The organism is Maribacter litoralis, from assembly GCF_902506355.1.
GTDB lineage: Bacteria > Bacteroidota > Bacteroidia > Flavobacteriales > Flavobacteriaceae > Maribacter > Maribacter litoralis.
In genome coordinates this window covers 3,080,867-3,095,659 of the sequence record NZ_LR733271.1, presented here as the reverse complement: position 1 = coordinate 3,095,659, position 14,793 = coordinate 3,080,867, and the positions used below count along the sequence as shown (strand labels likewise).

The window sequence follows — 14,793 nt, the reverse complement described above, 5'->3', positions numbered from 1 at the left end:
TTTCAATTTTCGAAAAACACCCGCTCACATAAAAAAGCCTGTAGGTATTATATTACTAATATTTTAGAATTTCCCTTTCTATTGTAATCTTCAACTCATATATTTAATACTTTTAATAGATTTTGATGCTTACTTAAACCTTGGAAAAAAAAACCAATACCCTCTTAATATTAGCTTTAATCGTAGGGCTAGCTTTTCATGGTTCTGCCATTTTCTTTACACTAGAGTCTACCTACGATGCATTGATACATCTATTTTTTGCGGATCATTATGCCAATAGTTGGTTTGATCCTTGGGAATATAGATGGTACACCGGTTTTACGGTACAATCTTATCCTCCTTTAGTGCACCAACTCATTGGAATCCTTTCTTATATTGGCGGACTCAAATTCGGTATGTATGCGGTGGCATTAATCGCTATAGTACTCTTTATTACTGGCGCCTACAGGTATACCCTGCTTATGACAGGAAGCCGTAGAATTGCTGGTTATGGTGCCGTTATGGCCGTATTTTCTTCAACCTTTGTAGAAACACTGCACATTTTCGGGCAACTGCCAAGCGTTTCGGCCTTATCGATCTTATTACATGCCATGACCGAAATTTACCTTTGGATCAAGACAGGTAAAACACGGTATTTTATAACATCTGCTACCATGTTGGCAGTAACGGTAACATCGCATCATGTTACCCCTCTTTTTGGTATGGTATTCTTTATAGCCCCACTGATGGGCATGGCGGTTATGGATGCGGCTAGGGAAAAAGTCAATTCCTATAAAGCCCTAACATTTAAAGTATTTTGGGGTACAACTTTACAGCATTTTTGGCGCATAGCAAAATTCGGCGGCACTGCTATATTTTTACTTGTATTCTGTATTTTTCCTTACTGGTACAATTCCAAAAGAAACCCCATTACACAAGTCGCCATACCGCATGGATCTAGAGATAATTTTTTAGAGGTAACCTCATCGGGGTTAGTTTTCTTCATTATTCCGTGGGGTGTTTTTCTATTTATACTCCCCTATTTCTTTTACAGATATTTTAGTAAACGATATGTTTTCTTCGGTTTGTCGTTCGCCTTACTGACCATATTGGGAACTGGTGGAACTACACCGATACCATTGATGATGCTTGGTGAAACTGCCTTCAATATTCTTACGCTAGATAGGTTTACCTTATGGGCGACTATTATGGCATTGCCCATTTTTGCCGAATTCGCATACCGCATGGTAGAAGGCGACCTAAAAGTGCTAATACAGTCTAAGTTTGGTGGAGTTTACCATAGGGTCTTAGGTGGTCTCATTGCCGGGGGCATGTTGTTTATGGTACTTTTCACCATGACCTTGGGGTACTTTAGGCCTTCACAACCCGCAAAAATAAAAATGCTGCCCATAGTAAACTTTTTAGGCGCAGATTCCCATGATTCTTGGCGCTACCTTCCGCTTGGTTTTGGGGATCAAATGGCATGGTTATCCGCCCAAAGCGGTGCAATGACCGTAGATGGCAACTACCATTCCGCAAGGCGATTGCCCGAATTGACTACTAGGGCCATTGAAAGAATAGAGAACTCTAAATTTAGAGGTGTAGAAGGTATAGGGTCATTACAACAGTTTTTGACCGTACCAGAGAAATACAACCTAAAGTATATATTCTCCAATGATAAATTCTATGATCCTATACTATACTACTGTGGTTGGCAGCGTTTGCAACAATTAGAGAATGGTATTATGGTGTGGGAAAAACTTAATGTAGCACCCATACCGCAAATTATGCCCAAGCAAGATGTGCCCACTATCATGAAGATTATGTGGGGTATCATTCCGCTAACAACCGTTCTTATCGCAATTTTTGTAAACATACAAATGATATGGGTAAGGCTGTTAAAGTCCAAGAAAATGCCGGAACATTCTTTTATGAAATTAGAATTACCGTACAACAGATTCCCCCCTAAACTATTGACTTTTTCTCATTGGTGGGCTTTGTTAGTATTGATTTGCTTAGGATATGGTATGTATATATTTTACGTCAAAAACGTTGCTCAATTATCGCCCAACAACGTAGTGGAATCCTATTATGATGCTTTGGATTTTAAAGAATTCTCCACAGCCCATTCTTATTTAGATCCAGAGGATAATATTGATATTGCACAGTACATGTTAGAGGTTTCGGTAACCGATGGTATTTTAAGTTCTTATGCAAAATTAGACTCCCTTGGCATTGAAATCTATGATGAAACTGAAAATAGCGCCAAAGCAAAAGTAGCGACCAGATGGATCACCCCATTGGAAAATGTGTTTAACAATGACTATCACGAACTCGTAAAACGTAAAAACAAGTGGTACATTAAATCTGAGAAGGTTGACAATGACATACCGCCAGATCAATTATTTACTGCGAACGGTACCACTTATTACAATCACGGTCGACGAAAAATAACAACGCAGGAAACCTATCATGAAGATGTACTAAAACAACCGGTACTGGAAATTTTATCAGCAAAACTGGTGAAGTACAGAGGGCAATACAGCGTAATTGGCGAATTACAAAATGTTGATAATACACCTGCCGATGTGGTTATCAATGCAACCTTGTACAATGATGACAATAAAGAGTTGGCAAATTACAATGCAAAGCACCAGATCAAACACAAGTTGATGCCCAAAGAAACTACCACGTTCAAAATAAATTTTGAAGGTATAGCCTGGTCATCTACCAAAGACACCTTACCCCCAACTTTTGATCCAGACCAATTTACACCGGTAAGTTTTGAAGAGCAACCTACCAAGTTTAATTTGCAATCTGCCGGTAACACCGCAAATACCGATTTATACAAACATGTTGCTCTACAAGACCTGGAATATACCGAACAAGGTTTTGATGGGGTTTTATTCAATTCGGGAGTACAAGAGGTGACCATACCGCAATTAATTATATCTTATTACGATGAAAATAGCGAACTGTTATGGGTGGATCATAAATTTATAACCGAAGGTGTACGTATACAGCGTAAGCAATTCTTTAATTACAAACCGTTAGAGTTAGATAGTTTAGAAGTCATAAACAGTAGTCTAGAAAATGTTTTTGTAAACGGCTTACCCAACAAAGCGGTTGCTGACAAAATTTTTCCGAATAGAAAAATAATACATGGTAAACAGCAAACCCAACCTTTTAATGGCAAAGGATTTGAGTATCTAAAGTTTGAGATTAACAGTTATATAGGTAATCCAAAATAGTATGCGCATTAGAATAGTATTCATTTTAAGTCTTATACTAATAGGTTGTTCCGATAAACAAGAAGAACAAGCTAGCAAAGTCGTATACCCAAAAGTTGACCTCGTTTCCAATATTACCAATAGTATAGCGGGCGAAGCTATATCATTGACCTTTAAAGCCGATACAGACATCAACAATATTAAATTACAGATAAAAAATGCCTTTGGTAGTGTGCTATTGTCGCCCGATGCATCGAAAAAAGAGAATATTGTATTCCAAATTCCGAAAAACTATACAAGAGTTGCCGGTCCGTGTAGATGGCAACTTTTAGTAGATAACCATACTCTACAAAAAGGTACATTCGATATTGCAACAAATGCCCCGAAAGCAACATATATAGAATCTTATTTTGGGCCCCGCAGTGTTACCGCTGGAAACAACGATTTCTCTATGCTAACCATTGCCCCCACCGACGCGTATGACAATCCGTTAGATGATGGTACACCCGTTACGGTCAAATATCAATTTCAAGATAACATTGATGAGCTACAAATTGAAACAGAAAGCTTTTTTGCTTTTTACAATGTAAGATCAACATTAAAGTCGGGAAGAATACTGGTAACCGCCGAGTGCAACGGAACATCGTCAAAAGAACTTGCTACCATAGTTTACCCAGATAACGCGGTCAATTTTTCAATAAGCAGTTCAAGTGCCCACAACTATGCTGACGGCAACCAGATCATAACTTTTAAATCTGACGTTATCAAAGACCAATACGGCAACATTGTAACTAACGGCACTTTGGTAACCTTTGTAATAAAGAATGATAAAGATGCCTATCTATACACCATTGGCACCACAATAAACGGCGTTGCAGAAGCAAAAACATTACATCCGGATAAGGCGGCAACGTGGGAAATACAAGCCTTTGTAACCGGGGCAGCCGAAAGCAATACGGACAACTTTACTTTTAAAGCCGCTATAAAAGATTATCCTGTTCATTTCTCTAAAGGCAATAGAAATATTGATGTAGGTCCGTTTGAAAGTTTCATGAAACAGTTAATACCAGATGGCTTGCTTTTACAGCTAGATATCTATGATATGAATGGTGCTTTTGTTACCTCAAAGAAAACCACTACCAAAAACGGAGTGTGTAATATTTATTTGGGAGAATATTTCTTAGCAGCGGGCAAGTATAACCTTAAGATCAGCGCTGCAGGTATAACCAAAGAATTTATAAAAGATATAGATGGCGATACAGTTGAATAAAACGTTGTACAGAACAGTACTTATAGTCACCTTTTTAGCTATAAATGGGCTAATTCTCTATGGTATTGGGGCGGCTTGGGCATTTATGAATACCGGTGCTGATAAAACATCTATGCTACATTTAGAAGTGCCTATGGAAGATGTCTATAAACCAAATATGGATTGGGTTAGTTTAGACAACCCAGGTAGGCCTATGGAAGATCAAGCCTTGGCCGAGATAACCAATGATTATATGAATGCCTGGCATGTAAGAAACATAGCTTATAAAAAAAATGACCGCTACGGTATTGAAGATTTCTACACCGATAGTGCCAGAGCTAGACTTTACGATATTATCGACATCAACAAAAAAAACAATCATTGGTACAAGCGCACTACCCTAAACCATAATTCTGCCTTAGATTTTTATACTGCCGATGGTACAATGGTTGTCTTTAAAGATTACAATGTTGAAGAATATCAAGAGATTTATGAAGGTGAGACCTTAGTGATGGCCGAAAGAGACACCACCAGTTACCAAGTAATGATGCTTTTAGAAGATGGTTTTTGGCGCATAAGGCATTTAAAAGAAATTCCTTCGCCTCCAGATACACTTCCCGAAGAACCTAGAAACATAAATATCCAACTGAAGAAAGTTGAACAGATAAAAGGAATAAATTATTACCCCAAAGATTCTCCTTGGGATACGTTTGGCAAGAAATTTAACGACTCAATTATTGAGCAAGATTTTAAGATCATACAAGATATGGGGCTCAATACCATTCGTATATTTATCCAATATGAAGATTTTGGTAAGAACAAGGTAGACCAAAAGAAGCTCAACCTTTTAAAAACACTTTTAGACAGTGCAGAAGCCTATCAGTTAGACGTGCTAATAACTTTATTTGATTTCTATGGAGATTATGATGTCTCTAACTGGACATTGACACATAGACATGCCCAACAAATAGTAAATGCCGTTAAAGACCACCCCGCATTATTGGGTTGGGATATCAAAAACGAACCGGATCTAGACTTTGGTTCCCGCGGGCGGTTACGCGTATTGAGCTGGTTAGAACAAATGATCGCCAACATTAAAAAATGGGATAAAAACCACCCGGTTACCATAGGTTGGTCTACTCCCGAAGCCGGCATAGAACTAGCCAATAAAGTAGATTTTGTATCCTTCCATTACTATAAGGATGTTGAAGATTTTAAAACTGCATATGAAACGTTAAGTGCTGCAGTGCCCAACAAACCTAAACTACTTCAAGAATATGGAATTTCATCTTATAAGGGAGCATGGAATTTTTATAGAGGAGCAGACCAAGAAGGGCAAAAAGAGTACTATAGCGAAATGCAGCAAATATTAAGGGAGAACAAGATACCGTATATGTTCTGGACCTTGTACGATTTTGAAAAGGTACCAAGTGCAGTGGCAGGAAGCTTACCTTGGAAAACAAAAAAACAGCACTATTTTGGCTGCTTAGATACATTAGGAAACAAAAAACCTTCTTATTCCGAACTCGTCGTAAAAAAGAAGGAGTAACATATTTTATTATTAAAAAGGGCTGGTGACTAATCAGCCCTTAAACACTAACCATATCGATTCTAATGAACCAATTTCTTCTCCATAGTCGATATATCAATATTAAAACCAGACGCTTTAGATTTCTGAATGGCCTTAAAGTAATCTATATACATTTGTGTAATGGCCGACATTGGTAGCGAACATGCCGCTCTATAATTTTGTTTGGCCAATTGAATTCTATATGAATCATCGGAAATAATTTTTTCAATGGCATTTGCCAAAGATGACGTATCGTGGGCGTCAAAAAACTCACCAACATACCCCTCCTCTTTAACAAGAACGCTTAAATCACCTAAATCGGGTAAGGCAACGGCATTACCATAACTACCGGCTTGGTGTAAAACTCCCGAGCTACCGGTGGTAGATGTATAAGGAAAAACGGTAACGGCACTATCTCCAAATATTTTAGGCACATCTTCTTCTGCCACATAACCTGTAAACCTAATTTGAGGTACATGACTATATTTTTGTTTCATTTCATCTAGATAACCAGGGGTATTAGGGCTATCAGTACCTGCGATAACAATTTCAATATCGGCATTGCTTCTTGATCTGATCTCCTCAACGGCCTCTATTAGAATCTCTACTTTTTTATAGGTACCAAACTTACCAAAGGCCATAACTTGTTTTGGACCTTCAGGAAGTTTAAAATCTGGTTCCGGTGGGGTTTCAAAAGCACCATGAGGTATTAGAACTACATTCTTAACCTTATACTTCTGTTCTAAGGTTGTCACGTATTTACTTATGGTCACCGCAAGAATATCTGAAGCTAAAACAAACTTTGTTAACGTTGTTCCTATAAAATTGTAAATACTTTGTAGTACTTTATTTTTAGTAAAACCGGCATTTTCCAAATCTACCTGTTCAAGTATATTGTGCAATAAAGATATTGTTGGTATTCCTTTAGATTTACAAATAAATGGTAGCATAAGCCCCAAAGCCGCAGGTATTTTTTTATCACCGAACTTTAAAAATTGTAGATTAAAAAGAACGGCATCCGGTTTCGTTTGAGAGATAGTCTTACTAATGCTAAAAATATTCCCGTAGTTATTAAAGCTCCAACATTCTTTAACCGTTATTTTACAACCTTCACCTTCAAAATTCAAATCTTTCGGTTCATTGGTACGATCGGTAATCAATATCAGTTCCGTTACTTCTTCTTGAAGCCTAAAGTGTTTCACCAAATAATAACCATATTCTGTTAAGGTTACTTTACTAGGCGGATATGCGGTTACAATTGCTAATTTCATTTGTGGTTAATTTTAATAAACTAGGTTATATAAAGTGACGTAGGTGATAAACTCCTTACGATTTTTGTTGTTCTTTTATAATTTTAGAATCGGTTTTATTCTTAATAATGAAGAATAATAATTGGGCAACCAGTAGAATTACCATTGCAATGATCTGCATGTGTACAACAGTTTCAAGAGCATCATGATAAAGCATGATCAATGCCACTTGAGAAAAGCCTAACAATCCAGATAATATTACCGGTGAGTACTGATTGAGGGATAAAAAATAGTATGCAAAAATATTGGACACGGCAAATAATGAAGTTGCCAAAGCATATTTCCAAAGTAAAGGAGCAATGCTTAAATAAGCATCACCGAACATTAACGTAATAATCAAGTTGGGCAACAGATAACAAACCGCCACTATAAATGCTGATAATGTTCCAATAAAAAATACGTACTTAAAAAGTACCGGTGCGGTAGGCTCGCCATCTTTTTGTTTTTGAATAACCGTTGGCATCAATAACATTACAAACATCCAAGCTACAAAATACACTACCCTACCGATCAAGGCCAATGATGAATATAGACCAGCCTGCTTATCATCAAAATAATGTTTCACCAATAAGATGTCACTATTATTAATTATGATTTGCGTAAGTTCATACCCTGCGGTCAAGCCAATAAAAATCCACACTTGTTTTAAATCTACCGTAGACAATCTTTCTTTCGAAAACACCTTGACTCCCTTAAAATCTGAAGGAAAGAGTCCGAAAACAAAAGAAAGGGAAATACCTGTGGCAATTAAAATACCAGGTTCAAAAGGCAGCAATAAAAGAAGTGCGAATGTTAGTAACAATCTACTCCACATTTCTGTTTGGTAGGTACCAGCCAATTTGCTAAAATCATGTCCTCCTTGAAATCGACCCCTATTTACGCTCATAACAAAGTACAAGGGTATGGCAACGGCAAAAATCATGAACATATAATGATTTTGTGTATTGAAAAGCGCTTGAAGGTTTTTTGAAAAAATGAGTACTAAAATACCGGTAAACACACCAAATACAAGAGCATATCTATACATGGTATTCTTGAAAGTTACCCAGGTTTGATCAGAAAACAGTACTGCGAATTTGGTGGTAGCCAATTGAAAAGTCATACCAACAAAAGACAATACCAAGAGTAATGTCACCAACAAAGCAGCATCTGCAAAAGCCTCGGGACCTAACAATCTACCCAATAATAAATTATATAGGTAATTACCGCCATTTACAAGCAAAGCGCTAACCATAAACAATTGTTTAGGGGAAATTCGCTTTAGTGCTAACTTTATTGTTGACATAAGATAAAGGTGGTTTAAAGAGGGTTTGTTTTAATGGGTATTACCTGTAAACGATAGCTATTTTTGCTAATTGGCCAACAATTTTCACAGAATCTTTCATCGACAATTTAGAACCATCTGCATGGATCCATCGTTTTAAAGGCTGCTCGCAAATAAGTTTTTTAGCTTCGGTTTTACCATAATGCTTTCTCATACGAATAAACATTTCAACATCAAACAACCATTTGGTAATAAATGATTTATTGAAAAGTAACGGTACCACAGAGCGGTCCATAACTTTTGCTCCACATTGCGTATCGTTAAAAGGCATTCTTAATATGGTTCTAATGATCAGGTTAATAGTCATACTGATCACCTTACGGGCAGATTCTTTGGTAATATCGGCGCCCATTCTACTCATTCTAGATCCACTTACTATTTTAAAATTCGATTTATCTAGAGTTTCGACCAGATCATCAAAATCCCTAAAATCTGTGGAAAGGTCGGCATCTAAAAATCCTATATAGTCTAACTGAGTATCTTTCGCCATATGAAGCATTCCTAAACGAACAGCTTCTGCCTTACCTCCATTTTTCTCACAATCGTATATACTTATATTACTCTCGTTGCCCTTTCTTAATTCTTCTAATACCTTTAAGGTATTGTCTGTACTACCATCGTTGACAAAACAAAGATGATACCCAAGGTTACTATGGGCGAAATCTTTAAACTCGGTACCTAAAAGACGTTCTTCTTCATTATAACAAGGAATAACAACCCCAACACAATTCTTTTGTAGCATTCTTCCACTACCTGTTACTTCAGATTTTTGTTCTACAACAGGGGCTCCTATCAGCCTTTTAATTCGTGCAGACATTTCTGATAAGCTCACTGGCTTTTTCATGTAATCGTCTATACCCAATGTAAAGCCATCCATAATAATAGCTTCTTCTGTGTTACCTGACATTACTAGAACAGGAGTATTACCTCTATCGCTATTTTTAATATGCCGTACAACCTCTAATCCAGAAATATCGGGCATGTTAATATCCACTAGAACTAGATCAGGTTCAAAAGAGTCGAACAAATCAATTCCTTTGAGGCCAGAATCAGCAGTCAACACATCATAGCCAAGTTCAGTAAGTCTTTTTTCAACAGACAAAAGAATAAGCTGTTGATCATCAATAGTTAGTATTTTCATGGTTTATTACGTAAGATTTAACCTACATATAACGTGGTAATTTTAAAAAATTGTAGGTTTTTAAGAAAATTTTATAATTTAACAGTTGACTCTTACCTACCTAAACAACTGATTTTAAGCTAGGGCACCAATTATTTCGCTATTTAGCTGTGTAAGAATTGTATTAGTTTTTAGTTCATATTAGCAATCGGTATTATTAAAGAGAATTGATAAAAAGGAGCAGCTAACCACACTACTCCTCTTTGCACTTAACCTAACTGTAGTGTTTAAAACACTATATTTTTCTCTACTAAAGGAACATCTAAGGTGAATCCTTTAGATTTTGCAACTTGTATTACTTTAAAATATTCAATGTATTTTTTGGTGATTTTAGACATCGGCAATAAGTTGGCGGCCCTGTAATTAGCCTTTGCCAAATATTCTCTATACGAATCATGTACCAATATATTCTCTAATGCATCTGCTAGTGATGAAGCACTGTTTGAATTAAAAAATTCGCCCTTATACCCTTCTTCATTAATTAATGTACCTAAATCTCCTAAATCTGGCAAGACAACTGCTTTACCATAGCTACCCGCTTGGTGCAATACTCCAGAACTACCGGTAGTAGACGTATATGGAAATACTACAACAGCGCTTTCCTCAAATATAGTGGCTACTTTTGCCTCTTCTACATACCCTGTAAAACATAATTGTTTAACATGGGCATATTTCTTTTTAACATTGTTTAAGTATCCAGGCGTGTTAGGACTATCTGTACCCGCTATCACAATTTCTATATCTTGTTTAGAACGATTTCTGATCATTTCTACTGCCTCTATCAATATCTCCACTTTTTTATAGGTACCGAATTTTCCAAAAGCCAATATTTTTTTAGGTCCGGCAGGTAAGGTATAATCTGGTTCTGAAGGAGTCTCAAACGAGCCATGTGGAATTAAAGCCACATTTCTAGATTGATATTTGTTTTCTAATATTGTTTGGTACTTTCCGATAGTTACGGCAACAATATCTGAAGCCAAAACAAATTTTGTAAGCAGATTACCAATACAACGGTAAATCTTTTGTAAAAACTTATTTGATGTAATCCCCGCATTATTTAAATCTACCTGCTCCATTATATTATGTAATAACGAAATGGTTGGTATGCCTTTCATTTTACATAACAAAGGAAGCATTAGCCCTAACGCAGCCGGTATTTTTTTATCTCCAAACTTTAGAAATTGAAGATTAAAGAGTACAGCATCTGGTTTAGTACCAGAAATGACCTTGTTAACCTTGATCAAGTTAGTGTAGTCATTAAAGTTCCAACATTCTTTGACAGTAATTTTACACCCTTTTTCATTAAAGTTCAGGTCTTTTTTTCCTTTTGTTTTATCTGTAATCAGAATAATTTCAGTTACCTCTTTTTGTAATCTAAAATGTTTTACCAAGTGATATCCGTACTCGTTCAGCGTAACTTTACTTGGGGGGTATGCGGTTACAATTGCAAGTTTCATAAGGTTAAGTTTTAAATTCTATTTGGTTATTCTGATACAAATATCTAACTAAGACAATGGTTTTTTGTCTGCTTTTAGGTGGGTGAACGATTACTATAGACGAATGGGAAAAATCACTAGTTAAACAAAAAACAAACTACATAAGAATCACATAATCAATCATTTAAATAATTTTATGTTATTAATTAAACATGTTATAGCGCTAAACCCATTAGCATCGACATGCACTGCGTTCGACATGTTTAGCTGGTTAGCCATTAACTGAATTTACTAAGTATACTATTGTGGGTGATGTAAAGTAGATGAGCCAATAGTAGCGCAACCATTGCTATAATATGCACTTGTACAATAATCGACAAGCTATTATGCAAGAAGGTGATTATTAGAATTTGAGAAATTCCTACAACAGCAGAAATGATTACTGGGGTATATTTTTTCAATGATAAATAGTAAAAGGTTATCACGCTTGAAATGGCAAATAAAATTGAAGCCAGAATAAATTGCCATAGCAATGTCGATACAGTACTATAGGTTTTCTTATATATTCTCTGTAGAATAGGTTCTGAAAATAATGCACAACAAAAAGCAACTAAAATGGCAACCAATAAGCCCATAATAGTATATTTTAAAATTCTAGAGTTAGCCATCTTACCTTGTTCACCTCTTTCAACTATATGAGATATGAGAATTACCGAAACCACCCAAAAAATAAAGTAGACAAAATGCCCTATTAAGGTTATTGATGCATATAATTCTGCTTCCAAAACACCCATATAATGCCTTATAAAAAATAGCTGCATATAACTAATGGTTATATGTACCAACTCATAACATGCTATCCATACAATAAATTTTTTGACTCTTTGATATGCCAAGTCATAATTGGTATTATACATAGCAGAATCCCTTGTTATTATATGATGATACGCAAATCCAATTAACCCCAATAATATTACAAAACTGGTCAACAAGAAAGCCGTACCATTAGATGTACCGGTAAATACCCTACTTAAAAATTGGTTTGCTATATAATTACCTCCAATGATAAGAACCGCAATACTTGTCATTAACAATTGCTCTGGTGAGAAGCTTGTAAGTATTCTTTTATTTGTTGTCATAACTATTATGTTAAGTGCCTTAAATTATATTTTCATTCAAGCCAAATTTCAGTACAATCGCCATTTATTTTGGTGTGGTTTAGGTGGCTTGCACATTACTGTAGGCCAATGGCAATTATCTTACTTCGGGAATTATGAAGGGGCATTTACCTTTACATTGTTGACAGCGACTAATAAATTTCAATAATTACCGTTAGGTATTTGTAGTATTAATCTTACCTTAAAATGATTCGTAAAATAATATTCCTTTTTCTAGTAACCACATCATTGCTAAATGCGCAATCTGATATGACCAAAGGCTTTGGTTTATTAGAGCAAGGTAATTTTCAAGCAGCAGAAGATTTTTTTGCTGAATACCTTACAAACGACCCTACTAACAAAACTGCAAAACTTTGCTATGGCAGGGCTGTAGGGCTAAGTGGTGAGCCTAAAAAAGCAACCAACTTGTTTGCTGACCTATTAAAGGAATACCCAGGAGATTTTGAAATATTAATCAACTACAATGAATCTTTTTTATGGGCAAAAGAATACGAACAGGCGAAGCCTTTATATGCAGATTTGGTTGAAAAATTTCCAGATAAATTTGGTGCTGTGCTAGGCTATGCAAATACGTTAAGCAACCTTAAAGAATATAAACTTGCTTTAAGTTGGGTAGAAAAAGCAATAGCTCTTCAACCAGAAAATGAAAGTGCTAAAATTTCACGAAAGTTTATGCGACTAGGTTATGCCAATAGTTTTGTAAATGACCAACAGTATAAGAAAGGAGAGCAAACATTAAAAAAAATATTTGAAGATTTCCCTAATGACAAAGATGTACTTATAAACTTGGCCAATCTCTATTTAATAATAAAACAGGCAGATAAAGCAAAAAGTATGTATGCTCGTTATGCCACAAATCAAAAAGATTCAATTACCGCCTTAAACGGTATAGCATTGGCACAACATATTGACGAGAATGATAAAGAAGCATTACTTACATCGAAGAGCGCTACTAATGAAGTGGACAAAATAGATGATGTGGCTCTTACCGAAAGTACATATGATAGATATGTACAAGCATTGATCTGGAATAGAAAATTTATAACTGCGAAAAAAAAGATAGATAGTTTAGAAGTGCATTATAAAAATAGAAACTGGATACATGCGTTAAGGGCAACTTTAGGGCTTTATACGGGCGATGCAAAATCAAGCGTTAAAAGCTATGACAGAATATTGGTAAATGACAGTGCTTCTTTTGATGGTAATCTTGGTAAGGCAAATGCACTTTTTGCTTCAGATCGAATTGTACCTGCGTACAAAATGGCCAACCAGACACTAAAGTTTTATAAGAATCAAAAAGATGCCAAAGGGTTTATAGAAAAATTAAACTTAATGCATACCCCTACTACAGAAGAGCATGCCGCTTATACTTTTGATAATGGTAATAATACCGCCTTCTATACTAATACTACGGTCGATGTGCCTTTTTCTACCAAATTTAGAACCACCTTTTCTTATTTCTTTAGATCTACCGAAAATACGGTGACAGATAACAAAGCCACTTCTCATGTAGCATTAATGGGTTTACAATATAAACTATTCCCTAAGACTGTTTTAAAAACGGTATTGGGTTTTAACAACTCTAGGTTTTTAGATGAAGCATATACACAGCCTGTTCTTGATATAAAATTAGATTTACAACCTTTTAAGCTTCAAAACTTAACCTTGGGTTACCAAAGAGAAGTACAAAGTTTTAATGCCGAATTAATAGAGCGTGAAATTGTACAAAACCACTACGGTTTAAATTTTAATTTAGGTACCAACGTTAATTTTGGGTGGTACACCCAATTAATGCATACACAACAAAGTGATGAAAATGTAAGAAACCTTTTATTTACTTCTTTATACTATAATATACTGCGAAAACCAGCCTTAAAAATGGGGCTAAATTATCAATATATAACCTTTAAAGATCAAGTGCCAACTATTTATTTTAGTCCAGAAAAGTATCAAGCGGTGGAGCTTTTTGCAGACCTTCGCGGTAAAATATCAGAAAAAACAAGCTATGCAGTAAGCGCAGCAACAGGTATACAACAAGTTGAAGATGACCCGAACACCAATATATTTAGGGCCGAAGCGTCTGTACTACATCAATTCTCTAAACGCTTTAGTTTAAGTATATATGGAAAGTACAGTAATATTGCTTCTGCCACAGCTGCAGGGTATGAGTTTACCGAAGTAGGCCTTAAGGCTAAATGGTTATTTTTAAAGAAACCATTATTCTACAAAAAATTGAAACTAGATTAGTAGTACCTTAAAATTTATCTTTTCCGGAGAAAATTTATTTTTCTTTTAGGGCTACTAAATTAGTTCACCACACTTCGAATAAATCAGCTA

9 protein-coding genes are annotated in these 14,793 nt (G+C 35.7%); 4 read left to right on the top strand and 5 right to left on the bottom strand.

The window, feature by feature from the left end:
- Nucleotides 1-140: 140 nt before the first annotated feature.
- From EXIGUO8A_RS13065 to EXIGUO8A_RS13055, 3 genes are read left to right on the top strand one after another with little or no spacing between them, the layout of a single operon-like run.
- Nucleotides 141-3,230 carry a hypothetical protein gene (locus EXIGUO8A_RS13065; protein ID WP_159303472.1) on the top strand — a complete coding sequence of 1,030 codons (3,090 nt, stop codon included), beginning with the start codon at nt 141-143 and terminating at the stop codon, nt 3,228-3,230.
- A gap of 1 nt (nt 3,231) precedes the next feature.
- Nucleotides 3,232-4,479 (top strand): hypothetical protein, encoded by a 1,248-nt coding sequence (locus EXIGUO8A_RS13060; RefSeq protein ID WP_159303471.1) that lies wholly within the window; start codon nt 3,232-3,234, stop codon nt 4,477-4,479.
- Entirely contained in the window at nt 4,460-6,007 is a 1,548-nt protein-coding gene (locus EXIGUO8A_RS13055; RefSeq protein WP_159303470.1) for a cellulase family glycosylhydrolase, read from the top strand. Before EXIGUO8A_RS13060 ends, EXIGUO8A_RS13055 begins: the two co-directional genes overlap by 20 nt.
- Nucleotides 6,008-6,069: 62 nt before the next feature.
- Here the strand turns inward: EXIGUO8A_RS13055 and EXIGUO8A_RS13050 are convergent, their stop codons facing one another.
- The 5 genes from EXIGUO8A_RS13050 to EXIGUO8A_RS13030 all read right to left on the bottom strand — a co-directional run bounded on the left by EXIGUO8A_RS13050 (nt 6,070) and on the right by EXIGUO8A_RS13030 (nt 12,417).
- A complete protein-coding gene (locus EXIGUO8A_RS13050; protein WP_159303469.1) occupies nt 6,070-7,299 on the bottom strand; it encodes a glycosyltransferase in 1,230 nt (409 codons plus the stop codon).
- A 55-nt stretch (nt 7,300-7,354) separates the two neighbouring features.
- Nucleotides 7,355-8,623 (bottom strand): oligosaccharide flippase family protein, encoded by a 1,269-nt coding sequence (locus EXIGUO8A_RS13045; RefSeq protein WP_159303468.1) that lies wholly within the window; start codon nt 8,621-8,623, stop codon nt 7,355-7,357.
- Nucleotides 8,624-8,663: 40 nt separating this feature from the next.
- On the bottom strand, nt 8,664-9,803 hold the full coding sequence (locus tag EXIGUO8A_RS13040; RefSeq protein ID WP_159303467.1) for a response regulator: 1,140 nt from the start codon (nt 9,801-9,803) through the stop codon (nt 8,664-8,666).
- A 266-nt stretch (nt 9,804-10,069) separates the two neighbouring features.
- Entirely contained in the window at nt 10,070-11,299 is a 1,230-nt protein-coding gene (locus EXIGUO8A_RS13035; protein WP_159303466.1) for a glycosyltransferase, read from the bottom strand.
- Between the two features lie 257 nt (nt 11,300-11,556).
- On the bottom strand, nt 11,557-12,417 hold the full coding sequence (locus EXIGUO8A_RS13030; protein ID WP_159303465.1) for a polysaccharide biosynthesis protein: 861 nt from the start codon (nt 12,415-12,417) through the stop codon (nt 11,557-11,559).
- 225 nt (nt 12,418-12,642) lie between these two features.
- Between EXIGUO8A_RS13030 and EXIGUO8A_RS13025 the strand changes: the two genes are divergently transcribed.
- Nucleotides 12,643-14,703 carry a tetratricopeptide repeat protein gene (locus EXIGUO8A_RS13025; RefSeq protein ID WP_236564486.1) on the top strand — a complete coding sequence of 687 codons (2,061 nt, stop codon included), beginning with the start codon at nt 12,643-12,645 and terminating at the stop codon, nt 14,701-14,703.
- Nucleotides 14,704-14,793: the final 90 nt, after the last annotated feature.

Excerpts from the sequence above, each read along its gene's own strand:
- EXIGUO8A_RS13035 (WP_159303466.1), bottom strand. The coding sequence starts at position 11,299 with ATGAAACTTGCAATTGTAACCGCATACCCCCCAAGTAAAGTTACGCTG.
- EXIGUO8A_RS13050 (WP_159303469.1), bottom strand. The coding sequence starts at position 7,299 with ATGAAATTAGCAATTGTAACCGCATATCCGCCTAGTAAAGTAACCTTA.
- EXIGUO8A_RS13025 (WP_236564486.1), top strand. The coding sequence starts at position 12,643 with ATGATTCGTAAAATAATATTCCTTTTTCTAGTAACCACATCATTGCTA.
- EXIGUO8A_RS13060 (WP_159303471.1), top strand. The coding sequence starts at position 3,232 with ATGCGCATTAGAATAGTATTCATTTTAAGTCTTATACTAATAGGTTGT.
- EXIGUO8A_RS13055 (WP_159303470.1), top strand. The coding sequence starts at position 4,460 with ATGGCGATACAGTTGAATAAAACGTTGTACAGAACAGTACTTATAGTC.
- EXIGUO8A_RS13045 (WP_159303468.1), bottom strand. The coding sequence starts at position 8,623 with ATGTCAACAATAAAGTTAGCACTAAAGCGAATTTCCCCTAAACAATTG.
- EXIGUO8A_RS13030 (WP_159303465.1), bottom strand. The coding sequence starts at position 12,417 with ATGACAACAAATAAAAGAATACTTACAAGCTTCTCACCAGAGCAATTG.
- EXIGUO8A_RS13040 (WP_159303467.1), bottom strand. The coding sequence starts at position 9,803 with ATGAAAATACTAACTATTGATGATCAACAGCTTATTCTTTTGTCTGTT.